We start from the raw sequence: 20,565 nt of genomic DNA on the forward strand, positions 1-20,565 counted from the left end.
AAAGTAACAAAGTGACTTTCAGCAGGTTCGAGACAATCGCCTCATTCTCGTGGATATTAACGAAAAGCAAAGGAGTTTAGCGCATGAAAAATTTTAGTTTTAAAGGACGAATTATCTATTTTAGTGCCATTGCGCTAGTCAGCCTGGCTTTCTTTGTGTTGCAACTGACAGCTGTGATGCAAGGATCTGACGGCCTAGGCTCAATCATTCTCGTGATTTTATGGGCGCTAATGGCATTGTTTGGTATAACGGGTATTTTATTTGCTGTGAAAAACCGAAACCGTCTTCCAAAATGACGGTTTCGGTTTTATATTTTAGAAGTAAAAGAGCTTACAAGAGATATGATAAAATCAGAAGATAATACAAAGAAGCAGGAGGGCGCAAAATGAGTAAGAAATTAACGCCACAAGAAGTTATTGATTTAATCGATATAAAAGCAGATATTATTATTCCAATTGCCAATGGCGAACCTATCAAACTACTGGATATATTAGAAGAGCATGCAGCGCAATTAGATGGAGTGAGAATTCATCAAATGCTTGCATTGCACTCACGTTCATATATTCAAGGCGAAATTGCTCAATTAAAACACGTCTCGTATTTTTTAAGTGGTGCGACACGCAAAGTATATCAACAAGCAAAGATGGAGCTCATTCCGAACAATTTCCACGAAGTGCCACGCTTGCTTCAAAAAACGACGAAGATGTCGATGATTTTGACAGTGGCATCATCGATGGATGAACATGGGTATTTCACTTTAGGAACACAAGCTGACTATATTGCTGAATTTATAGGGAAAGTTCCGTTTATTCTAGAAGTAAATGAAAACATGCCACGGACATTTGGCCAGAATCAAATTCATGTTAGCCAAATTTCAGGGTACGTAGAACATCATGCTGCTCTTACAGAAGAAAAAGTCCCAGGAGTTAACGATAAAGATTTATTGATCGCCTCTAACATTATTCAAGATATTCAAGATGGTGATACATTGCAAATTGGAATTGGCTCAGTACCAAATGCCGTAATAAGCATGCTAAAAGATCACCGTCATTTAGGGATTCACACAGAAATGTTGCCAGATGGAGTAGCGGATCTAGTAGCTGCAGGTGCCGTAGATGGCACGCGAAAATTCACAAACCCAGGAAAAATCGTTGCAACTTTCGCTTTTGGCTCTAAAAATCTATACAATTTTATTAACAACAATCCAGCAGTTGAATTTTTACCGGTTAGCGTTGTGAACGATCCGCGAGAAATTGCAAAAGAAAAAAACATTGTATCCATCAACTCCACGACAGAAGTAGATGTATTTGGTCAATGTGCATCGGAAACTGTAGGAGGCAAATATTATTCATCTAGCGGTGGACAAGTTGATTTTGCACGAGGTGTACGATTTGCCGAAAATGGCAAAGGCTATATTTGCATGCCGTCTACTGCCAAAGACGACACATTATCACGTATCAAACTACAGCTTGCTCCAGGTTCGATTGTAACAACTGGTAAAAATGACGTAGACAATATTGTTACAGAATACGGAGTAGCTCGTTTACACGGCGTTTCTATTTCAGAAAGAGCAAAGCGCTTAGCTGCAATTGCACATCCAAAATTCCGTGACGAATTATTGTTTGATGCTAAAAAACAAGGCTTGTTAATTTAATAAAACCAAAAGTTGTTTTCTTTTGAAAACGACTTTTTTTATTTTGAATACGAAACACTTGTCTTTACAAGTCTATCGTTCAAGAATATACTTACTTAGGTAAATACTTTAGAGGGTGAAGCGCATGAAAAAATTATTGTTCCACGAAGTCCATCAAAAATCTCGTTTATCTATTAAAGAAGTAAACGAAGCGTTAAAAGCCTTTGGGTTATATAGTTCGCAATGGTCGATACTTTTTTGTTTAAAGCAGTTTGGTTCAATGACACAAAAAGAGATTTGGCAATATTTGAGTGTTGAAGCACCAACTATTACAAGAACAATTGCTCGTCTAGAAGACAGTGGATGGATTTGTCGGCAAGAAGGCAAAGACAAACGACAACGAATAGTGTATCTGTCGCATTTTGCAGAACAAAAGATGCCTGAAATCGAATACAAAATTCAACAAGTAGAAAGAGCCTTAGTTTCAGGTCTGACAGATACAGAACAAGAGCAGTTGCTCGTTTTGTTGAAAAAAATAACAGCAACAAAATTTACAGTAGAGGATGGAATGAATGGCTGAAAAAAGACCCATTTGGACAAGAAGCTTTATTACTATATCAATAAGTACATTTTTTATATTTGTTGTTTTTTATGCGTTGCTCACGTATACACCGCTGTATGTAATAAACGATTTAGGTGGCACAGCAACAGATGGAGGACTAGCGGTAACTGTATTCTTGCTGTCTGCGATCGTTATGCGTTTTTTTGCAGGAATGATTTTAGAGAAATTCGGAAAGAAAAGAATTTTAATGATTTCTCTTTTCTGGTTTGCGGTTAGTACCATACTGTATATATTTGTTGGCAGTTTTGCTGTGCTGCTAATGCTGCGTTTTTTCCACGGCATTTGGTTTAGCTTGTTGACCACAGTAGCAGGAGCCATTGCTGCAGATATTATTCCGCCAGAACGGCGTGGTGAAGGCTTAGGGTATTATGGCATCGCGATGAATCTTGCCGTTGTGGTCGGCCCTTTTATTGCGTTGAGTTTGCAGCAGTATGTATCAGCGCAAACAATTTTTATCATTTTAGCAATAATTATGGTGATCGGATTCTTTTGTGCGTTAGTCGTTAAAGTGGATGAAACGCAATTTACGAAACAAGAAAAGCATAAATTGTCGATAAGTGATTTTTTAGAGAAAAAAACGGTACCTATTGCAACAGTTGGGTTTTTAATTTCGTTTGCATATGCAAGCATCATCACGTTCATTTCAATTTATGCCGAATCACTGGGATTGATCAAAGCTGCTAGTTTCTTCTTTGTCGTGTACGCTATTGCGATGTTAGTCGTTCGTCCAATATCTGGCAGGTTGTTTGATACCATTGGTCCAAAAGTTGTCATTATTCCTTCGATCATTATCTTTGGAATAGGACTGATTTCATTAAGCTTTACAGAATCTTCTTGGATGTTGTTACTGTCAGGAGCGCTCGTTGGTCTTGGATATGGGACGTTGCTTCCAAGTTTCCAAAGTTTAGCTATACAAGCTGCAGATAAACACCGTAGCGGATACGCCACAGGAACTTTTTTCGCTTTTTATGATAGCGGAATCGCAGTTGGATCTGTATTGCTCGGGTTAATCGCAGGGATCGCGGGGTATTCAAATCTCTACCTAATGCTTGGTATATTCGTTATCCTCACGGTTTTTTATTATATGTGGATTGCATCCAAACAACAAAAGCAGGCAAATTAAAAAGGAATGCACAGTAAATTTGTGCATTCCTTTTTAATGGACTGTTAAAGTAACAGAGCCGATCTCGCCATAGCTCGCTTCATAAATGCCTTTTTCTAAAGTTTTCGGCAAAATAAATGTACCTGAAGAAATGGCCATGCCTTTTTCGATCGATAGTCCGTGGCTAGCTAGCTCTTCGACTATCCATTTAACGGCGTTGACCGGATGATCTAACACTTCGGAAGAATCGTTGGCAGCAATTTCTGTACCGTCTAATGTTAATTTCCCAGGCAACTTTTCCAATTGTTCGTAACGAATATGATCTTTCGGTACGCCTATCACAATTTTTCCAGCGACAGCACTATCAGCAATCACTTGCTCTAAAGTGATTTTCGGGAACCAATCTTCAAAACGCGAATCTGGTACTTCGATGCCTGGAGCTACCAGCGTTTTTTCCAGAAGTTGATGAACATCATCGTTAATGGACAACTCTTCTTTCGCAATAAAAATCAATTCCATTTCAATTAATGGAGAAGACATAGAGTCTAATTGAATCTGCCCATCTGATAAAGCTGGAGTAGTAAGAGCGCCATATAAAGGAGTTTTTGATTTGAAAAGATCTTGTGTTTCTTTACTCGTTAAGCTAATTTTATAGCCTTCCAATTGTTCTCCATCCTGTATTTTCTTTGCAGTAACAGCGTGTTGAATTGAGTAAGCTTGAGATTTTTCTAAAGAAACAGGTATTTCTTCTTTCGAAATAGGCTGTCTTTTTTTATAAGCCTCGTATAAAATCGTCATCATTTTTATTTGAGATGTATCTAATTGTTTCATTGGTAAGCTCCTTTCCTGCACTGTCATCTCTAGCATATCATTTTAACGATATATTTTGAATGTTTTGTGGATTTACAATACATAAAAATAAACAGATAAGAAGTGACAAAGACTTCCGAAAAGAATGAAAAGGTGAAAAATTTCATGAAAGCCTAAGTATTTAGACGACAGAAAATTGGGTTTTATTCCGTAAATGACACCACCAACGGTATAAGAAACGCCACCTGCAACAAGTAAAAGCAGACCTGTTAAAGAAAGGCTATCTGCTAAAGGCACGACTGCGAAAATGATAATCCAGCCCATTGTGATGTAAATGGCTGTAGATAACCATCTCGGAGAATGAAACCAGACCATTTTAAAGAAGATGCCACTTAGTCCGAGAACTGCTACGAGAGAAAACAAGGTCCAACCAAGCGTTCCACCGAGTGCAATCAAACAAAATGGTGCGTAAGAGCCTGCGATTAACCCGAAAATCATCGAGTGATCGAGTTTTCGCAAAAAGGCAATAATAGGCGGCTGAGAAATAGCTGAATGGTAAATGGTAGAGGCGGTATACAACAAGATCAAGCTAATACCAAAAATAGAAACGGCGGCTACATGCAAAGCAGGTTCATTAGCGTATGCTGTTTTAATGACCATAGCTAACAAGGCTAGTAGAGATAAAATAGCACCTGCTAAATGGGATAAAGCATTAAATGGTTCACGAATGTATGTTGTCATATAAAAAAGCTCCTCGCTTTATGTAGTTATTGAAACTACCTATAAAGATACTTGTATTATTAAACAGAGTCAAGTTTGGAGAAAAACGAATGATGATGTAAAATAACTAGTATGAAATACCACAAGGAGCGTTGTGAATACATGGAAAAAGCAAATGAGCTTATTGGAGAAATGGCTTTTCATAATCAAGTTTTACCAGAAGACATTCCGAAAATCGACTTATATATCGACCAAGTAATTCAATTGTTTGAAACTAGTTTCGCTGATTCAAAACGACATCCAGATGAAAAAATTCTGACTAAAACCATGATCAATAATTATGCGAAAGGAAAATTGTTTTATCCAATTCAAAACAAGAAGTACAGTCGTAATCACATTATGTTGATCAGTTTGATTTATCAGATGAAAAGCGCGTTATCGATTAATGATGTAAAGCGAGTATTAGACGGCATTAACGAAAAAGCAGAGCAAAAAGAAATCGACTTAGAGCAGTTTTACGAAAGTTACTTAGTTCTTCAACAAACCAATGCCGGAAGCTTTACAACCGAACTAAAACGTCAAACACAACAAGCAGCAGACCAAGTAGAACAAGTTGAAGATTCCACGGAATTAGCACGTGTACTGCTAATTGCCTCACTCGTTCATACGAGCAATTTATACCGAAGAGTTGCTGAAAAATTAGTAGATGAGATGATGAAGAAAGGCGAGGAGGCATAATGGTCACAATTTTAATTGATGCAGATGGCTGTCCAGTTGTAGCGCAAACGATTGAATTAGCGAAAGCCTATCAACTGCAAGTCGTTTTGATTTGTGATACGTCTCATGAAATGCACAGAGAAGGCGCAGAAACCATCACTGTTTCTAAAGGCGCGGATGCTGTCGATTTTGTGCTAGTTAATCGAGTGAAAAAAGACGATATTGTTGTTACGCAAGATTATGGACTTGCCGCCATGGTCCTTGCCAAAAGAGGAATTCCTCTTGATCAAAACGGGCGCGTTTATTCAGATGAAAACATAGAGCAATTGCTTCATGGTCGTCATGTAGCCAAAAAAATAAGACAAAGTGGAGGACGCATGAAAGGTCCTAAAAAACGACGAGCTGAAGACAATGAAAGTTTCCAAGCCGCTTTAACTGAATTGTTAAAACAGGTGAGTGAAAAAAAAGAAATGCCTGATACATAAAGCATCAGGCATTTCCTTCGTATTTGAGGTGTTAAATGGTCCAACGATCATTAATAATCGCGATTAACACCCAGTTCCCGCTACTGTTTTTCTCGAATACCATGTTAAGACTTTGCCAATCCATCTGGCTGTATTGTTCGGTGCCTGGATAATAGTATTCGACGATCATAGCATCCGGATATAGCTGATGAATAAACTCTTGTGTCATCGGCTGACTTGTCCGTCCGTAGCGTTCTTTTTTAGTGTACGTTGCATTCATCAAGTAGTCATCATAATACTCGGCTGGTGTCAAATTGATTTCAAAGCCACTACCGTCTTGATAGCCCCACATATAACTATCTGGGCTGCTCATAAAGCTGGTAAGTTGTGCTTTGCTGAATGTGACACCTTCACACCCCCCGCTGTATGGACAGAAAGTCAATCCATCTGACGAGCCAACATAAGTTGCGACGTCAGCAAAATCTTCGGCTTGTAGTTCTGCCAAAATTTTATTAGCGGTTGAAAGTAATTTCTGCTTTTCAGGAATAAAAGCAGGCTCGAGAGCGCGTGCTAAAAATGCAGCAAATTGAGCACGTGTTACCGGAATATCAGGACGGAATGTATTTCCTGGATAACCGCGTACAACGCCAAATTCCGCAAGTCTAGATACGGCATCAAAAGCAAAGTGTTTTTTTCTCATATCTTTAAATGTATTGTCTTTTGCTTCAGGAAAATAGAAAGCTCTATCAAGCATGGTAACCGTTTGAGCGCGAGTGACAGTCCATTCTGGACGGAAATAATTGTTGGGGAAACCGATAATGATTTCCTTTTCGACAGCTGAAGCAATATAACCTGAAAACGGATACTTCGCGGGAACATCTCTAAAGCCTGTAGAGCGAGCGGTATCGTCTAAATTCAACGCTCTTCCAATCATGGCTACAGCATGGGCACGCGTAACAGGATTATCTGGTCGGAAGGTGCCATCGGGATAGCCGTTGATGATTCCTTCTTCATACAAGTAAGCAATTTCAAAAGCAAACGGGTGATCTGCATACACGTCGTCAAACAAAACAATCGCTTTGGCGGGAGTTAAAAACGCACTGAACATCAGGATGGCAGCTGCAATTAAAGACACAATAGTCTTCATATCAATCCCTCCCTTTTGATCTTATTCTACCATAAAATTTATAAAAAGTTAACAAAAATCTTTGCATAAAGTAATAAAATGAGTTTGCTTTATATTAAATGCTAAAAATCAAGAGAATGGGTAGTTGTTGCTGAAAATTTCAGTGTTTTTAGTTTAATTAGAGTTAATCGGGTATATAAAAAAGATGAAAGAATAATTATTTTTTGGAGGAATGGTTATGAAAAAATCAATAATGAATACAGTGATTGGTAGTGCACTTGCAGCAGCTTCGGGTGTGTTTGTTTATCGAGCATACCAAGAAAGAAATACTGTGCGTGTAGAACCAGATATGGATATGCGCAATAGCAGAGAAATAGATGAGCGTGAAAGTGTAGATGCACTAGATGATTCTGCTGAGAAAGGCTTATCTCAATTAGATTCTATTTACCGAGATGATTGGCAGGCTAATGGATTTCCGCAAACGCATAAAGAAATGCGAGAGCTTGAAGAAGACAAATAAAAAGCAACTAAAAGCGAAAGCAACGTAAAGTTGTTTTCGCTTTTTTATGTCGAAATTAAAACAAAAGAAAAGTAGAAGTGAAAAAGTTGTGGATTAAAAAGATTTTTTTTAAATACATATCAGCTATGTTACTTCCTGTAATTATTATATTTTTCTTTAAAAATGGATTGCGTTTTTTAACCTTTGTAGATGGTGTTAACCAATTGATAACGTAAAAAAAGAGAAGTGGCTAGTGCGAAAGACCTTTTAAAGAAATTTTTTTACTTGGTTTTCTAGTTATTTTTATTCAAAGGTTCTGAAAAAGAGAGAAATATGGTATATTAATATTCAGAATGATCTGTAAAATAAAAGAGGAGGAATTAGGATGAAGAAGTGGAGTCTTTTAGCATTACTTATAGCACTACTACTTGTAATTGCTGCTTGCGGATCTGATGAAAGTGAAGAAGATCCGACAAATGAAGATGGCGGGAGTGATACAAAAACATACAAAGTAGGAATTGATACGACATATCCACCTTTTGAGTTTGAAGTAGATGGCGAATACACCGGAATCGACATTGACTTGATTAAAGCAATTGCAAAAAGCCAAGACTTTGAAATCGAATTCAGTCCAATGGATTTTGGTGGGATTATTCCGGCATTACAAGCAGATCAACTGGATATTGCCATTGCTGGTATGAGTATTACAGATGACCGTAAAAAAGTAGTGGATTTTTCTGATCCATATTTTGAAGCAGGATTGTCACTCGTTGTTGCAGCAGATAACAGTGAAATCACTTCTTTAGAAGATCTTGAAGGAAAAACGGTAGCTGTGAAGAGTGGAACGACAGGTGCACAGTTTGCGCGTGATAACGAAGCAGAATATGGTTACACGGTGGCGCAATTTGAAGATAGCCCATCCATGTTCCAAGAAGTATCGAACGGAAATGCAGCGGTGTTGCTAGAAGATTATCCGGTTATTGCGTATGCAATTGCTGAAAGTGGACTGGATTTGAAAACTGCAGGAGAACGTTTAACTGGAGATGAATATGGAATTGCTGTACTAAAAGGTGAAAACGACGAAGTGTTAAAGCAAATCAATGCGGGTTTACAAGAATTACGTGATAGTGGAGAATACGATGAAATTTTAGCGAAGTATATCGCAGAATAACAAAAAATGTAGCGCGCATATGCGCGCTGCATTTTTTTATGCGAAGGAGATGTACACATGGATACAATTATCAATGCCTTTCCTTACTTAATGGAAGGCCTGAAAGTAACCTTATATATTTTCGCGATTGCCATTGTGATCGGCTTTCTAATTGGGTTAGTTATTGCTTTGTTCAGACTGGCACCTTTGAAAATTTTAAACTGGATTGCGAAAATTTTTGTTGATGCGATTCGTGGAACTCCGTTTATCGTTCAATTATTCTTTATCTATTTTGGCTTAAATTCTTTAGCTTTTATCTCTCTGGATAATACAACAGCGGGAATTGTGACAGTAGCAATTAACGCAGGTGCTTATTTTTCAGAAATCATTCGCGCCGGTATTCAATCAATTGATAAAGGACAGACCGAAGCGGCTCGGTCACTAGGGTTGACTTCAACGCAAAATATGCGTTATATTGTTTTGCCTCAAGCTTTTAGACGCATGTTGCCGACAATTACGAACCAAGCAATCATTTCACTGAAAGATACTTCCTTGCTGTCAGTCATTGGTGTTGCAGATTTAACGCAAGAAGGTCGGATTCAAGCCAGTGCTACATTTGATGCGTTTAATGTTTACTTAATCCTGGGAATTATTTACTTTGTCATCATTTACTTGCTCTCCATGCTGGCGAGCTATGTAGAAAGGAAGTTTGTTTTACGATGACTATGATCAGAGTGGAAAACTTGAAAAAATCATTCGGTAAGTTGGAAGTCATAAAAGATATGAGTACAGTTGTAGAAGAAAAAGAAGTTATTTGTGTTATCGGTCCTTCCGGTTCAGGGAAAAGCACATTTCTTCGCTGCTTAAACCGACTAGAGGAAATTACAGGCGGTCATGTTTATATTGAAGATACGGATATTACAGATCCAAAAGTAGACATCAATAAAATTCGTCAAGATGTTGGAATGGTGTTTCAGCAATTTAATTTGTTTCCGCACAAATCAGTTTTGGAAAACGTCATTCTAGCTCCGATGAAAGTAAAAAAAGGGGATAGAAAATCCGCTGAGAAAAAAGCCTATGAATTGTTAGAGAAAGTTGGACTTAGTGAAAAAGCGAAAGCTTATCCGGGAGAACTTTCAGGTGGTCAGAAACAACGTGTAGCGATTGCCCGGGCACTGGCAATGGATCCAAAAATTATGCTTTTTGATGAACCAACTTCTGCGCTTGACCCGGAGATGGTAGGAGACGTGCTAGATGTTATGAAGCAATTAGCGCGCGAAGGGATGACGATGGTCGTTGTGACACACGAAATGGGATTTGCTGCTGAAATGGGTGACCGCGTGTTGTTTATTGATGGAGGTTATATTGTAGAAGAAAATGTGCCGAAAGAATTGTTCGGTAATCCACAGCATGAACGAACAAAAGCATTTTTGAGTAAAATATTGTAGAGAAATGCGCCTCAGGGCGTATTTTTTTATGGATTTTAGCGTTTGGACAGTATTTGATGTGATTTGGACAGTATTTGCTCAAATCGGACAGTATTCTAGTCGAATCAGACAGTATTCAAGCTAGACTCGACAGTATTTGAAAAAAGTGGAACAAGACAACGCGAAATACACAAATAAAAACCGGTCTAGATGGGAATCCAGACCGGTAAAGCTCAATTGTTTTTATTCTTCGTCAAAAACGTGAACTTTTGTCATTTTATCGCCATTGCTCATTGCTTTAGCGATTTCTATTCCTGAAGTTACTTGTCCGAAAACCGTATGAACGCCATCAAGATGTGGTTGTGGTGCGTGAACGATAAAAAATTGGCTTGAGCCAGTATCTTTACCGGCATGCGCCATTGAAAGACTTCCTTCTTGATGCTTACGAGGGTTGCCTTCAGTTTCGCATTTGATCGTTTTGCCGCTACCGCCAGCGCCAGTGCCTGTTGGGTCGCCGCCTTGGCTTACGAAGCCTGGAATTACGCGGTGGAATGTTACATCATTGTAGAAACCTGAATTTGCAAGATCCTCAAAGTTTTTAACTGTGTTGGGTGCTTCGTTCGGGAAAAGTTCGAATTCGATGATTTCGCCGTTTTCCATGTGGATGTGTCCTTTTTTCGCCATGTTAAACATCTCCTTTATAATTGGTTCATTTTTCATTATATCGATTTTTGGTGTGGCTGTATAATCATTTGCCACATTACAAAGCTTTTAATGAACCACCTTCTACAACTAGCGATTGTCCTGTCAAGAATGAGTTGGCCGATGATGCAAGAAAAACGATAATTTTTGCGAATTCTTCAGGTTCACCGTAACGTCCAGCTGGAATGGCTGCCTTGCTTTTTTCAATAATTTTCTCTATCGAGATGCCTTGTTTATCTGCTGCTAATTGGTCGAGTTCAGTAACGCGGTCAGTCGCAAAACGTCCAGGTCCTACTGTGTTGACCAAAATATTATCTCCTGCGACTTCGCGTGCTAAAGTCTTCGCAAAACCTACCATCCCTGCCCGGAAAGTATTCGACAAAATCAATCCATCAATCACTTCTTTCACGGAAGAAGAAGAAACGTTAATGATGCGCCCGAATTGTTGTTTTTTCATATAAGGAAGCACGGCTCGAGATGTGCGAATGTAACTCAATAAATTTTGTTCAAACGCTTGGTACCAGTCACCATCTTCTATGGCATCAAATCCGCCGGCTTTTGGACCACCTGTGTTGTTGACTAAAACATCAATCCGTCCGAAGTGATCTCCAACATATTGAAAAAATTGGTGGATGTCTTGTTCTTTTGTGCTGTCGCAAACCCGTGCAAATACTTGTTGATTTTTTGACATATTTTTAATTTCCGTAAGCGTGACGTTAAGCTTTTCTTGATTGCGACTAGAGATAATGACTGTGGCGCCTTCTTTAGCAAATTCGAGTGCGGTCGCTTTGCCTAACCCTTGACTAGAAGCCATTACGACAACAACTTTTTCCTTGATTCCTAAATTCACTACACTCATCCTTTCTTAACTTCCTTTCTTTAGTTTAAAGATAAAAGAAAGAGTATTCAAACTTTTATTTTTTAAATTTCCGTCATAAGTCCAATGGCGTGAAACTAGGGTAAATATGATAGAATATAGTTACTGATTAGATTAGGAGTGTTATAAATGGAAGAACGCGAAGTTTTTGATATTACGATTATCGGCGGCGGGCCAACGGGCTTGTTTGCTTCCTTTTACGGTGGTATGCGCAAAATGAAAGTAAAAATTATAGACAGTTTGCCACAGCTTGGCGGCCAATTGACTGAGCTATATCCAGATAAGTTTATTTACGATGTAGGTGGATTTCCCAAAATATTAGCAAAAGATTTAGTAGACAGTTTAGTACAACAAGCAAAATACGGGGACCCTGAAATTTGCTTAGAAGAAACCGTAACAGCTGCTGAACGTCACGGAGACCATTTTGTCATTCAAACAGATAAAGGTCTCCATTACACAAAGGCAATTTTGCTAACGGCTGGCGTCGGCGCATTCCAACCCCGTAAATTAACGGTAGAAGAATGTGAAGCTTTTGAAGGGAAAACTCTTCATTATGGTGTTCGAGATTTGACTGTTTTTAGTGATAAAAAAGTAGTTGTTCTAGGTGGAGGCGACTCAGCAGTTGATTGGTCGATGATGCTTGAAAATGTGGCATCGCATGTAACGTTGAGCCATCGCAGAGAAAAGATGACTGCACATGAAGCAAACATTGACATATTGATGGATTCAAAAGTAGCAGTGAAAAAACCATTTGGTGTTAAGGAACTAGTCGGCGAAAATGGCCAAGTCAACGAGCTTGTACTGATCGACAAGGAAGGCAACGAAGAACGTCTTGAAGTAGACCATGTCATTGTCAACTACGGCAATATCACATCTTTAGGCGCGATTAAAGAATGGGGACTTGAGATGGATAAGAACTCAGTAGTCGTCAATTCCAAAATGGAAACGAATATTCCAGGTATTTACGCAGCAGGCGATATCGCTACGTATGAAGGAAAAGTAAAATTGATAGCAGTAGGCTTTGGCGAAGCACCAACAGCTATCAACAATGCGAAATCTTATTTGGATCCAAAATCAAAAGTTCAACCGTTGCACAGTACGAGTGTATTCAAATAAAAGTTAAAAAATCCCGTTGCCTCATAAAGGCAACGGGATTTTTTATGGGTTTCGCGAACCTTTAACGAGCGGATCATGAGAAGCGGCCTTGAGGAAAGATAGACCCATTAACAGAATGACCACAGAAAAAGGCAAAGCTGCAATAATCAACGCATTTTGAAGTCCTTGTGTCCCACCCGTGTAAATTACAATGGCAGCAACAGCAGATTGAATCAATCCCCATGTAATTTTAACAAGGTTGGGGGGATTCAACATTCCACCTGTTGTTTGCATGCCGAGTACAAAAGTAGCCGAATCGGCAGAAGTGATGAAAAAAATTGCGATGACAATCAAGGTGATAAATGACAATAAGGTGCCAAGCGGGTAGTACTGCAACACGCCAAACGTGGCTGTCTCGAGACTATACTCTGAGATTCTCGCAATCCCATTTTGCTCAAGGTGTAAAGCAGACACGCCAAACACAGCAAAAAAGATAAAGCATACTAACGAAGGAACCAATAAAACCCCTAGCATAAACTCTTTAATGGTACGTCCGCGCGAAATGCGTGCAATAAAGATGCCGACAAAAGGTGCCCACGAAATCCACCAAGCCCAGTAAAAGACAGTCCAGCCATCTACCCACGCACGACGTTCTTCGTTGTTTGGTTCTACATTAAAGCTCATCGAAAAGAAGTTGGACAAGTATCCACCGATCGATTCGGCAAATGAATTAAAAATATAAAGTGTAGGTCCAACAATTAATAAAAGCAAAAGCAATACAAAGGCGAGAATCATATTAATATTGCTCAAATACTTAATGCCTCGACCGATGCCCGACCAAGCTGACCCAATAAATAACACAGTGGTGACAGCAAGAATTACTACTTGAAATGAAAATGTGTTAGGCGTACCGAAAAGAAAAGACATGCCTTCGTTTATTTGTGCTGACCCAAACCCAAGAGTAGACGCAACACCGATAACTGTGGCGAAAACGGCTAGTGTATCAATCAGCTTTCCTAAGAGCCCAGCCATCAGCTTCTCCCCAAACAACGGAATGAGTGTCGCACTGATCAGTCCTGGGGCATCATTATGAAATTTAAAATAAGCCAAGACGAGTGCGACAATGCCGTAAATGGCCCATGCGTGTAATCCCCAATGGAAAAATGAAAATTGCAACGCTTCTTGTATAGCTTGATTAGAGCCAAGTTCAGATTTAGGCGATTGAATAAAGGCATGTGAAATGGGTTCGGCGGTTGTCCAAAAAACCAAACCCATTCCCATACCTGCACTAAAGAGCATGGAAAACCATGAAATGAGTGAAAACTCAGGTTTTTCATCCGCTTTTCCTAGTTTTAAATTTGAAAACCTGGAAAAAATCAAATAAATACAAAAAACCAAAATCAGAAACACGCTTAACAGATAATACCAACCAAAGGCGCTCGAAATAGTAGAAGTCCATTCGCTTGTTTGTGTCTTAAAGCCCTTAGGTGCGATTAATCCCCAAGCAACCAGTCCTATACAAATTGATAATGAAGTCCAAAAAACCATCGTAATATTTTTCAAATGTCCTGCTCCTTTCTGTTTTGTTAAATAACTTTTTAGCGTTCCCTGATTTCCAATACCTAAACAACAATAATCAATTTTCAATTGAGCAAATTGAAATAGATCCTCTTTCTAGTTTTATTACAGATTGTAATAAAGCTAGAATTCTTGTCATTAAATTGTGATGTTCTATCTGTCGTTTTGTCATGCTCTTGACATGTGAAGGTGTTATGCTCAGTTTTGTTAGTGAAAAGGAGGAAATTAAATTTATGAAAAAGCACATCATTACATTAACTGCAATTGCGGCATTAAGTGTAGGAGCAGCTACTTCAGCTAGCGCTTCGTCATCATATACAGTTCAATCAGGGGATACTCTTTGGGAAATTTCACAAGATAAGAACGTATCAGTAGAAAATTTAAAAGGATGGAACGATTTATCGTCAGATTTAATCTTGCCAAGTCAAGAACTTACAGTGGACGGTAAAACAACATCAAAAGCAAAAACAGACAGCTCGACGTATACAGTTCAATCAGGTGATACATTATTTGAAATCGCAAGTGCACATGGAATCTCATTGGATAGCTTGATGAGCTGGAACGGTATTTCGAGTTCTATGATTTATCCTGGCCAAACATTTACGGTTAAAGGTGGAACAGCAGTAGCAGAAAAAGCTACAACGCCAGCACCTGCAAAATCAGCAGCACCAGCTTCAGCGCCCGTAACATCAGCACCTGTTGAGAAAGCACCAACACCAGCTTCAACACAATCTGGTAAAACCATGACTGTTTCTGCGACAGCTTACACAGCTTATTGCGCAGGGTGCTCAGGTACAACCGCAACAGGAATCGATCTTCGTGCAAATCCAAACCAAAAAGTAATCGCAGTAGATCCTTCAGTTATTCCACTAGGCTCTAAAGTATGGGTTGAAGGATACGGGGAAGCAATCGCAGGCGATACAGGCGGTGCAATTAAAGGCAATAAAATTGATGTCTTTATTCCAACGCAAGGAGAAGCTTTAAACTGGGGACGCAAAAACATTACAATCAAAGTACTAAACTAAAATTACATGCTACAAGGCCGAGGTGTTCATTCCTTCGGCTTTTTTTGCGTTTGAAATTAAAAAATAGCGATTTTATTACCACTGAAGTCATTTGTTTGTCAGACAATTTGCATAATCTCAATAAATGGGGGTATAGTAATAAATATTCTAACTATTTTATAAACATTGAAGGGGGTTTGCGAAATGGCGGAGAAAGACAAAAACTTTTCTCGAAGAGACTTTTTGAAGACTTCGGGTATTGCTACTGGTGCTTTAATTGGTGGAGGTATTATTGGAGGCTTAATAGGAGCTAATACAAACAAACAAGATACTGCAAAAGATACTTCAGATAGTTCTGGAGGATCGAAAGAAGTTTCATCCACTAGTTTAAGAGGGTTAACATTTTTTAAAACGATGGCCGATTTTGAAATCCTATCACAAGCTACTGAGCGGATTTTTCCCGAAGATGATTTAGGACCAGGTGCAATTGGATTAGGGGTGCCTTACTTTATTGATGGTCAGCTTGCAGGTAGTTACGGCGAAAACTCGAAAGAATACATGCAAGCACCATTTGCAGAAGGAGAACCTACTCAAGGTTATCAAAGTCGATTAAAACGAAATGAAATTTTCATGCAAGGAATTCGAGCCATGCAAAAAGAAGCTGATAGTCGATTTAAAGCTAGCTTTGTTGACTTAGAAGGCGAACAAATGGATGAAATTTTAACTGCTTTTCAAGAAAATGAAATTAAATTGAGAGGCGTTGAATCTCAGTTGTTTTTCAGATTATTGAGACTAGCGACATTAGAAGGTGCATATGCTGATCCAATATACGGTGGGAACGAAAACATGGATGCTTGGCGCATGAAAGGCTTCCCTGGGCACCAAATGGCTTATATTAAAGACATCGAAAGCGAAGACTTTGTAGAAATTGAACCAAAGTCTCTAGGCATGAAGCATTAAAAGATGAGGGGGAATCAATATGGCGACAACTTTAGAAAGCGTTGATGTAGTAACAGTAGGTGTTGGATGGACAGGTGGAATCATCGCTGCTGAATGTGCAAAAGAGGGTCTTAAAGTAGTGGGACTAGAACGCGGTCGTGAACGTGGAACAGAAGACTTTAGCATGGTACACGATGAATACCGTTATGCGGTTCGCTATGAGCTAATGCAGGATTTATCTAAAGAAACACTTACGTTCCGAAATAACCGTAAGCAGCGAGCATTACCAATGCGTCAATTAGGTTCCTTTTTACTCGGCGAAGGACTAGGTGGGTCAGGAACACATTGGAATGGTCAAACATGGCGTTTTCTTCCTTATGATTTTGAAATAAAGACCATGACGGATAAAAAATACGGTGCCAATAAACTATCAGCAGATTACCTTATTCAAGACTGGGGAATCACATACGATGAATTAGAACCTTATTTTGATCGTTTTGAAAAAACAGTTGGTATTTCAGGAGAAGATAAAAATCCGTTTTGGGGCAAGCGATCAAGTGATTTTCCAACGCCACCAATGAAAAAAACGCCTATTCTTCAGCGTTTTGAAAAAGCGGCAACTGATTTAGGGTATTCACCATTTATGATGCCTTCTGCTAACTTATCTGAAGCTTATGAAAATCCGGATGGTCAAAAAATCAATGCATGTCAATATTGCGGTTTTTGTGAGCGTTTTGGCTGTGAATACGGAGCTAAAACTTCCCCGGAAATTACGGTAGTGCCGACAGCTAAAGAAACGGGTAATTATGAAGTTAGATTTAATTCAAACGTGGTTGAAGTCATGAAAGAAGGCGACAAAGTAACCGGTGTTAAGTATTTTGACACAGTTACTTTTGAAGAATTTATTCAACCGGCAAATGTTGTTGTACTAACAAGTTATGTAATGAACAATGCTAAATTACTGATGATTTCGGGCATCGGTCAGCAATACGACCCCGAAACAGGAAAAGGAACATTGGGCAAAAACTATGCATACCAAATTCTTCCTGGTGCTACAGGGTTTTTTGACGAACAAATGAATACCTTTATGGGAGCTGGCGCACTTGGTATGACGATAGATGATTTTAATGGCGATACGTTTGACCATGGAGATTTAGATTTTATTCATGGTGCAAGCTTGTCTTCAACTCAAACAGGATCCCGTCCAATTTTATCTAATCCGACACCACCAGGTACTCCGTCATGGGGCGCAGAATTTAAAAAAGCTTCAATTGAGAACTTTACGAGAACATTAAGTGTAGGTGGTCAAGGAGCTTCCATGCCTCACAAAGAAAACTACTTATCGCTTGATGGTACGTATAAAGACGTTTACGGTGTTCCATTACTGCAATTAACGTATAACTTTACTGACCAAGATCGCGCGCTTCAAAGCTATATCACGGAAAAAGCAGCTGGCATTGTGAAAGAAATGGGTGCCAAAACAGTTGCCGCAAGTGGTGGAATTACAGATTACGATATTGTCCCTTACCAGACGACACACAATACAGGCGGAACAATAATGGGTGCAGATCCTGCTAATAGTGTAGTGAATAACTTCTTGCAGCATTGGGATGCAGAAAACCTATTTGTTATTGGAGCAGGTAACTTTGCTCATAACGGAGGCTACAACCCGACAGGCACTGTTGGTGCATTAGCTTATCGTTGTGCAGAAGGTATTATTCGCTATAGTCGTGAAGGCGGCTCACTTGTTTAACTAAGGAGGAGAAAATATGGGTGGATTAGCTTCAATTGGCGTACCAGGCCTCATCATCATTTTGGTGATTGTGTTAATTATATTCGGACCTAAAAAACTGCCGGAAATTGGTGGAGCGGTCGGAAAAACATTTTCTGAATTCAAGCGTTCAACAAAAGGGTTGATGGACGATGATGACGAAGAAGAAACTGTAAAAAAACAAAAGGTCGAGGATAAAGACTTAAAAAAATCTGAGAAGCTATGAAGGTGGTTAAATGGATCCGTATGGAGACAGCAAGTTAACAAGTCCGTTGCATAAAAAAGCGGTACAACCAGAAGAGCCTGCGGAAAAGGCTTCGGGAAAAAAACCGGAACCTCCTATCATTGAACCCGAACCACCAAAAGAAGAAGCGACGATTCATGTAGAAACCTTGGTTGATCATTTAGGAGATTTACGAAAACAATTGATTAAAAGTGCATTAGTTTTCGTGTTTTTCTTGATTGTTGTTTTCTCAACGTTGAATTTTTGGTTTCCTTATATCGTTAAAGGAAATGATTTGGTTATTTTAGGGCCTTTGGAAGTTATTAAATTCTATACTTCCATTTCTGCAACATTGGCTTTGGGATTGTCTTTGCCGTTTCTCATTCATTTTATTTGGAAGTTCGTAAAACCGGGGCTTGAAGAAAAAGAAGCTCGTTTTCTTGGTCTCTATTCCCCTGTTATGTTTATACTGTTTGTTCTCGGACTTGCTTTTGGATACTTTATCGTCAATCCACTAAGCTATCAATTTTTGATTGGTTTAGGAATGGCCAATTTTGATGTCATGATCTCTGCAAATGAATACATTCATTTTCTAATCATGACAACCGTTCCATTAGGCTTGCTTTTTGAAATGCCAATTATTGCTTTGTTTTTAGCATCTATTGGTGTATTAACTTCTGTTTCGATGAAAAAAGTTAGAAAATGGTCTTATCTGGTGCTGGCTATTGTCTCTGCGTTAATTACGCCGCCTGATTTCTTAAGTCAGTTGTTGGTATTAATTCCAATGGCTGGTCTTTACGAAATTAGCATTTTTATCATCAAGAAAACAGAACAAAGAAAATCAACAGTTGAAGATGCGATATAACAGACAAGGAAGGTTGCAGTAAACTGTAGCCTTTCTTTTTTTGTTGAAAGAAGATTCTGATATTTAATAGCGTTTCTCTCAAAACTGATATACACTAAAAGAGCAGGCAACGTTCTACAATCCTAAGTATAAGATGGTATTTATAATGAGGAGGATGAGACATGACGGTTGAAATTAAAGAAATTCAAGACTTAAAGAACATGAACGTGTCTAAGCTTGTAGAAGAAAGTGAAGCAGAAGGCTATCGTTTTTTAAGAAGACTTGTCGATCAGTATGAAGATGGCAGCAATACATTTGATCAAGTAGATGAGGTGCTATATGGTGTCTGGGATCATCAAGATCATTTGTTGGCAATCGGTGGATTAAATCGTGATCCATATTCTACAAAAGATGGCGTTGGCAGGCTTCGCCGATTTTACATTTCTGCTAATGCTCGTAGACAAGGCGTAGGAACAAAGTTATTGCAAAAAATTCTTGAAGACGCCAAAGGTCATTTCAATGAACTTGTAGTGAGAACAGACTCTTCGGCAGCCGATGCTTTTTATAGAGCAAATGGGTTTTCAGGAGACCTAGGTTTACCCGAAGCTACTCATATCTTAGTGTTAGCACAGGAACATCGAAAAAAGGCATAGAACCACCCACAAGAAACGGCTTGCTGAGGCAAGCCGTTTTGTCTTGTGTGGAATTATTTGTGGAAGCTTACCCAGCGCATAGAAATATGTGGTAACGTAAAATGAGTGAATGAAATTGAAATGAGTAGGGGCGGTTAAATGGAAATGTCGAATTGGAAAGGCGCTGCAGGCGTCTGCATTAATGAAAAAAACGAAGTCTTGTTAGTATTGCAAGGCGTTCCAGGTGAAGAAAAAAAATGGACGGTTCCAGCAGGCGGGCAAGAGCAAGGAGAAACGCTTGAACAAAGTTGCATCCGTGAATTTTATGAAGAAACCGGGTTAACTATTCAAATCGAGAAACAACTGAGCATGCGTACTGGCGAATACGAAGATTCAAAAGTATCTTTTGAAGTTGTATATTTTCAAGTAACCGTAATCGGCGGCAATATCGTGGTGCAAGAAGACGATGACTGGATCCAAGATGTGGCCTGGAAGCCTATTTCAGAACTGGATCAACTAGCGTTAGTATATCCAGACGATGTGGCATTAATCGAATCCTTAACTATTCAATAAACGAAAATAGAGGGATTATAAAAGAATGGAACGGGTATTTACGGTAATAATAGAAAT

The 20,565-nt window shown here is 39.0% G+C and carries 24 protein-coding genes; 18 read left to right on the forward strand and 6 right to left on the reverse strand.

Annotation, left to right across the window (positions count from 1 at the left end; translation table 11 throughout):
- Positions 1 to 83 precede the first annotated feature (83 nt).
- The 4 genes from I858_RS01905 (at position 84) to I858_RS01920 (ending at position 3,378) form a co-directional block, all read left to right on the forward strand.
- Complete coding sequence (locus I858_RS01905; RefSeq protein WP_049694017.1) at positions 84 to 296, forward strand: hypothetical protein; 213 nt, start codon at positions 84 to 86, stop codon at positions 294 to 296.
- Between the two features lie 89 nt (positions 297 to 385).
- The gene (locus I858_RS01910; protein WP_049694016.1) at positions 386 to 1,654 is read left to right on the forward strand and encodes an acetyl-CoA hydrolase/transferase family protein; all 1,269 of its coding nucleotides are present in this window, start codon (positions 386 to 388) and stop codon (positions 1,652 to 1,654) included.
- Positions 1,655 to 1,778: 124 nt separating this feature from the next.
- Positions 1,779 to 2,213: a MarR family winged helix-turn-helix transcriptional regulator gene (locus tag I858_RS01915; protein ID WP_049694015.1), complete on the forward strand. Its 435-nt coding sequence runs from the start codon at positions 1,779 to 1,781 to the stop codon at positions 2,211 to 2,213.
- On the forward strand, positions 2,206 to 3,378 hold the full coding sequence (locus tag I858_RS01920) for an MFS transporter (RefSeq protein WP_049694014.1): 1,173 nt from the start codon (positions 2,206 to 2,208) through the stop codon (positions 3,376 to 3,378). Before I858_RS01915 ends, I858_RS01920 begins: the two co-directional genes overlap by 8 nt.
- Positions 3,379 to 3,411: 33 nt before the next feature.
- On the opposite strand, the gene I858_RS01925 is transcribed toward I858_RS01920, so the two are convergent.
- Both I858_RS01925 and trhA read right to left on the reverse strand, forming a co-directional pair.
- Positions 3,412 to 4,188, reverse strand: coding sequence for a 2-keto-4-pentenoate hydratase (locus I858_RS01925; RefSeq protein ID WP_049694013.1), 777 nt, complete (start codon positions 4,186 to 4,188; stop codon positions 3,412 to 3,414).
- A gap of 72 nt (positions 4,189 to 4,260) precedes the next feature.
- Positions 4,261 to 4,908 carry a PAQR family membrane homeostasis protein TrhA gene (trhA, locus tag I858_RS01930; protein WP_049694012.1) on the reverse strand — a complete coding sequence of 216 codons (648 nt, stop codon included), beginning with the start codon at positions 4,906 to 4,908 and terminating at the stop codon, positions 4,261 to 4,263.
- A gap of 141 nt (positions 4,909 to 5,049) precedes the next feature.
- Here trhA and I858_RS01935 point away from each other — a divergent pair, with 141 nt between their 5' ends.
- Both I858_RS01935 and I858_RS01940 read left to right on the forward strand, forming a co-directional pair.
- Positions 5,050 to 5,625 (forward strand): DUF1836 domain-containing protein, encoded by a 576-nt coding sequence (locus I858_RS01935; protein WP_049694011.1) that lies wholly within the window; start codon positions 5,050 to 5,052, stop codon positions 5,623 to 5,625.
- Positions 5,625 to 6,089 carry a YaiI/YqxD family protein gene (locus tag I858_RS01940; protein ID WP_049694010.1) on the forward strand — a complete coding sequence of 155 codons (465 nt, stop codon included), beginning with the start codon at positions 5,625 to 5,627 and terminating at the stop codon, positions 6,087 to 6,089. Before I858_RS01935 ends, I858_RS01940 begins: the two co-directional genes overlap by 1 nt.
- 31 nt (positions 6,090 to 6,120) lie before the next feature.
- On the opposite strand, the gene I858_RS01945 is transcribed toward I858_RS01940, so the two are convergent.
- Complete coding sequence (locus tag I858_RS01945; protein WP_049694009.1) at positions 6,121 to 7,215, reverse strand: S-layer homology domain-containing protein; 1,095 nt, start codon at positions 7,213 to 7,215, stop codon at positions 6,121 to 6,123.
- 217 nt (positions 7,216 to 7,432) lie between these two features.
- Here I858_RS01945 and I858_RS01950 point away from each other — a divergent pair, with 217 nt between their 5' ends.
- The 4 genes from I858_RS01950 (at position 7,433) to I858_RS01965 (ending at position 10,291) form a co-directional block, all read left to right on the forward strand.
- The gene (locus I858_RS01950; RefSeq protein ID WP_049694008.1) at positions 7,433 to 7,714 is read left to right on the forward strand and encodes a hypothetical protein; all 282 of its coding nucleotides are present in this window, start codon (positions 7,433 to 7,435) and stop codon (positions 7,712 to 7,714) included.
- Between the two features lie 364 nt (positions 7,715 to 8,078).
- Positions 8,079 to 8,864 carry a transporter substrate-binding domain-containing protein gene (locus I858_RS01955; RefSeq protein ID WP_049694007.1) on the forward strand — a complete coding sequence of 262 codons (786 nt, stop codon included), beginning with the start codon at positions 8,079 to 8,081 and terminating at the stop codon, positions 8,862 to 8,864.
- Between the two features lie 57 nt (positions 8,865 to 8,921).
- Positions 8,922 to 9,566, forward strand: coding sequence for an amino acid ABC transporter permease (locus I858_RS01960; protein ID WP_049694006.1), 645 nt, complete (start codon positions 8,922 to 8,924; stop codon positions 9,564 to 9,566).
- Positions 9,563 to 10,291: an amino acid ABC transporter ATP-binding protein gene (locus tag I858_RS01965; RefSeq protein WP_049694005.1), complete on the forward strand. Its 729-nt coding sequence runs from the start codon at positions 9,563 to 9,565 to the stop codon at positions 10,289 to 10,291. The genes I858_RS01960 and I858_RS01965 overlap by 4 nt, the downstream gene beginning before the upstream one ends.
- A 222-nt stretch (positions 10,292 to 10,513) precedes the next feature.
- Here the strand turns inward: I858_RS01965 and I858_RS01970 are convergent, their stop codons facing one another.
- Both I858_RS01970 and I858_RS01975 read right to left on the reverse strand, forming a co-directional pair.
- Positions 10,514 to 10,954: a peptidylprolyl isomerase gene (locus tag I858_RS01970; protein WP_049694004.1), complete on the reverse strand. Its 441-nt coding sequence runs from the start codon at positions 10,952 to 10,954 to the stop codon at positions 10,514 to 10,516.
- Positions 10,955 to 11,030: 76 nt separating this feature from the next.
- Entirely contained in the window at positions 11,031 to 11,822 is a 792-nt protein-coding gene (locus tag I858_RS01975; protein WP_049694091.1) for an SDR family oxidoreductase, read from the reverse strand.
- Positions 11,823 to 11,978: 156 nt separating this feature from the next.
- On the opposite strand from I858_RS01975, the gene I858_RS01980 reads away from it, so the two are divergent.
- Positions 11,979 to 12,965, forward strand: a complete 987-nt coding sequence (locus tag I858_RS01980; RefSeq protein ID WP_049694003.1) for an NAD(P)/FAD-dependent oxidoreductase — start codon at positions 11,979 to 11,981, stop codon at positions 12,963 to 12,965.
- A gap of 42 nt (positions 12,966 to 13,007) precedes the next feature.
- Here I858_RS01980 and I858_RS01985 read toward each other — a convergent pair whose 3' ends face one another.
- The gene (locus tag I858_RS01985; RefSeq protein WP_049694090.1) at positions 13,008 to 14,507 is read right to left on the reverse strand and encodes a BCCT family transporter; all 1,500 of its coding nucleotides are present in this window, start codon (positions 14,505 to 14,507) and stop codon (positions 13,008 to 13,010) included.
- Positions 14,508 to 14,755: 248 nt separating this feature from the next.
- Between I858_RS01985 and I858_RS01990 the strand changes: the two genes are divergently transcribed.
- The 7 genes from I858_RS01990 (at position 14,756) to I858_RS02020 (ending at position 20,508) form a co-directional block, all read left to right on the forward strand.
- Complete coding sequence (locus tag I858_RS01990; protein ID WP_049694002.1) at positions 14,756 to 15,547, forward strand: LysM peptidoglycan-binding domain-containing protein; 792 nt, start codon at positions 14,756 to 14,758, stop codon at positions 15,545 to 15,547.
- 183 nt (positions 15,548 to 15,730) lie between these two features.
- On the forward strand, positions 15,731 to 16,486 hold the full coding sequence (locus I858_RS01995) for a gluconate 2-dehydrogenase subunit 3 family protein (protein WP_049694001.1): 756 nt from the start codon (positions 15,731 to 15,733) through the stop codon (positions 16,484 to 16,486).
- A gap of 19 nt (positions 16,487 to 16,505) precedes the next feature.
- Positions 16,506 to 18,218 (forward strand): GMC family oxidoreductase, encoded by a 1,713-nt coding sequence (locus I858_RS02000; protein WP_049694000.1) that lies wholly within the window; start codon positions 16,506 to 16,508, stop codon positions 18,216 to 18,218.
- Positions 18,219 to 18,234: 16 nt separating this feature from the next.
- The gene (gene tatA, locus I858_RS02005; protein ID WP_049693999.1) at positions 18,235 to 18,462 is read left to right on the forward strand and encodes a twin-arginine translocase TatA/TatE family subunit; all 228 of its coding nucleotides are present in this window, start codon (positions 18,235 to 18,237) and stop codon (positions 18,460 to 18,462) included.
- 10 nt (positions 18,463 to 18,472) lie between these two features.
- Positions 18,473 to 19,324, forward strand: a complete 852-nt coding sequence (gene tatC / locus I858_RS02010; protein WP_049693998.1) for a twin-arginine translocase subunit TatC — start codon at positions 18,473 to 18,475, stop codon at positions 19,322 to 19,324.
- 161 nt (positions 19,325 to 19,485) lie between these two features.
- The gene (locus I858_RS02015; protein WP_049693997.1) at positions 19,486 to 19,956 is read left to right on the forward strand and encodes a GNAT family N-acetyltransferase; all 471 of its coding nucleotides are present in this window, start codon (positions 19,486 to 19,488) and stop codon (positions 19,954 to 19,956) included.
- A gap of 138 nt (positions 19,957 to 20,094) precedes the next feature.
- Complete coding sequence (locus I858_RS02020; RefSeq protein WP_083553644.1) at positions 20,095 to 20,508, forward strand: NUDIX hydrolase; 414 nt, start codon at positions 20,095 to 20,097, stop codon at positions 20,506 to 20,508.
- Positions 20,509 to 20,565 lie beyond the last annotated feature (57 nt).

Source organism: Planococcus versutus, assembly GCF_001186155.3.
GTDB classification, from domain to species: domain Bacteria; phylum Bacillota; class Bacilli; order Bacillales_A; family Planococcaceae; genus Planococcus; species Planococcus versutus.

Excerpts from the sequence above, each read along its gene's own strand:
- tatC (WP_049693998.1), top strand. The coding sequence starts at position 18,473 with ATGGATCCGTATGGAGACAGCAAGTTAACAAGTCCGTTGCATAAAAAA.
- I858_RS01935 (WP_049694011.1), top strand. The coding sequence starts at position 5,050 with ATGGAAAAAGCAAATGAGCTTATTGGAGAAATGGCTTTTCATAATCAA.
- I858_RS01980 (WP_049694003.1), top strand. The coding sequence starts at position 11,979 with ATGGAAGAACGCGAAGTTTTTGATATTACGATTATCGGCGGCGGGCCA.
- I858_RS01970 (WP_049694004.1), bottom strand. The coding sequence starts at position 10,954 with ATGGCGAAAAAAGGACACATCCACATGGAAAACGGCGAAATCATCGAA.
- I858_RS01965 (WP_049694005.1), top strand. The coding sequence starts at position 9,563 with ATGACTATGATCAGAGTGGAAAACTTGAAAAAATCATTCGGTAAGTTG.
- I858_RS01995 (WP_049694001.1), top strand. The coding sequence starts at position 15,731 with ATGGCGGAGAAAGACAAAAACTTTTCTCGAAGAGACTTTTTGAAGACT.
- I858_RS01990 (WP_049694002.1), top strand. The coding sequence starts at position 14,756 with ATGAAAAAGCACATCATTACATTAACTGCAATTGCGGCATTAAGTGTA.
- I858_RS01910 (WP_049694016.1), top strand. The coding sequence starts at position 386 with ATGAGTAAGAAATTAACGCCACAAGAAGTTATTGATTTAATCGATATA.
- I858_RS01950 (WP_049694008.1), top strand. The coding sequence starts at position 7,433 with ATGAAAAAATCAATAATGAATACAGTGATTGGTAGTGCACTTGCAGCA.
- I858_RS01940 (WP_049694010.1), top strand. The coding sequence starts at position 5,625 with ATGGTCACAATTTTAATTGATGCAGATGGCTGTCCAGTTGTAGCGCAA.
- I858_RS01905 (WP_049694017.1), top strand. The coding sequence starts at position 84 with ATGAAAAATTTTAGTTTTAAAGGACGAATTATCTATTTTAGTGCCATT.
- I858_RS01920 (WP_049694014.1), top strand. The coding sequence starts at position 2,206 with ATGGCTGAAAAAAGACCCATTTGGACAAGAAGCTTTATTACTATATCA.
- I858_RS02015 (WP_049693997.1), top strand. The coding sequence starts at position 19,486 with ATGACGGTTGAAATTAAAGAAATTCAAGACTTAAAGAACATGAACGTG.
- I858_RS01945 (WP_049694009.1), bottom strand. The coding sequence starts at position 7,215 with ATGAAGACTATTGTGTCTTTAATTGCAGCTGCCATCCTGATGTTCAGT.
- I858_RS01955 (WP_049694007.1), top strand. The coding sequence starts at position 8,079 with ATGAAGAAGTGGAGTCTTTTAGCATTACTTATAGCACTACTACTTGTA.
- tatA (WP_049693999.1), top strand. The coding sequence starts at position 18,235 with ATGGGTGGATTAGCTTCAATTGGCGTACCAGGCCTCATCATCATTTTG.
- I858_RS01925 (WP_049694013.1), bottom strand. The coding sequence starts at position 4,188 with ATGAAACAATTAGATACATCTCAAATAAAAATGATGACGATTTTATAC.
- I858_RS01960 (WP_049694006.1), top strand. The coding sequence starts at position 8,922 with ATGGATACAATTATCAATGCCTTTCCTTACTTAATGGAAGGCCTGAAA.
- I858_RS02020 (WP_083553644.1), top strand. The coding sequence starts at position 20,095 with ATGGAAATGTCGAATTGGAAAGGCGCTGCAGGCGTCTGCATTAATGAA.
- trhA (WP_049694012.1), bottom strand. The coding sequence starts at position 4,908 with ATGACAACATACATTCGTGAACCATTTAATGCTTTATCCCATTTAGCA.
- I858_RS01915 (WP_049694015.1), top strand. The coding sequence starts at position 1,779 with ATGAAAAAATTATTGTTCCACGAAGTCCATCAAAAATCTCGTTTATCT.
- I858_RS02000 (WP_049694000.1), top strand. The coding sequence starts at position 16,506 with ATGGCGACAACTTTAGAAAGCGTTGATGTAGTAACAGTAGGTGTTGGA.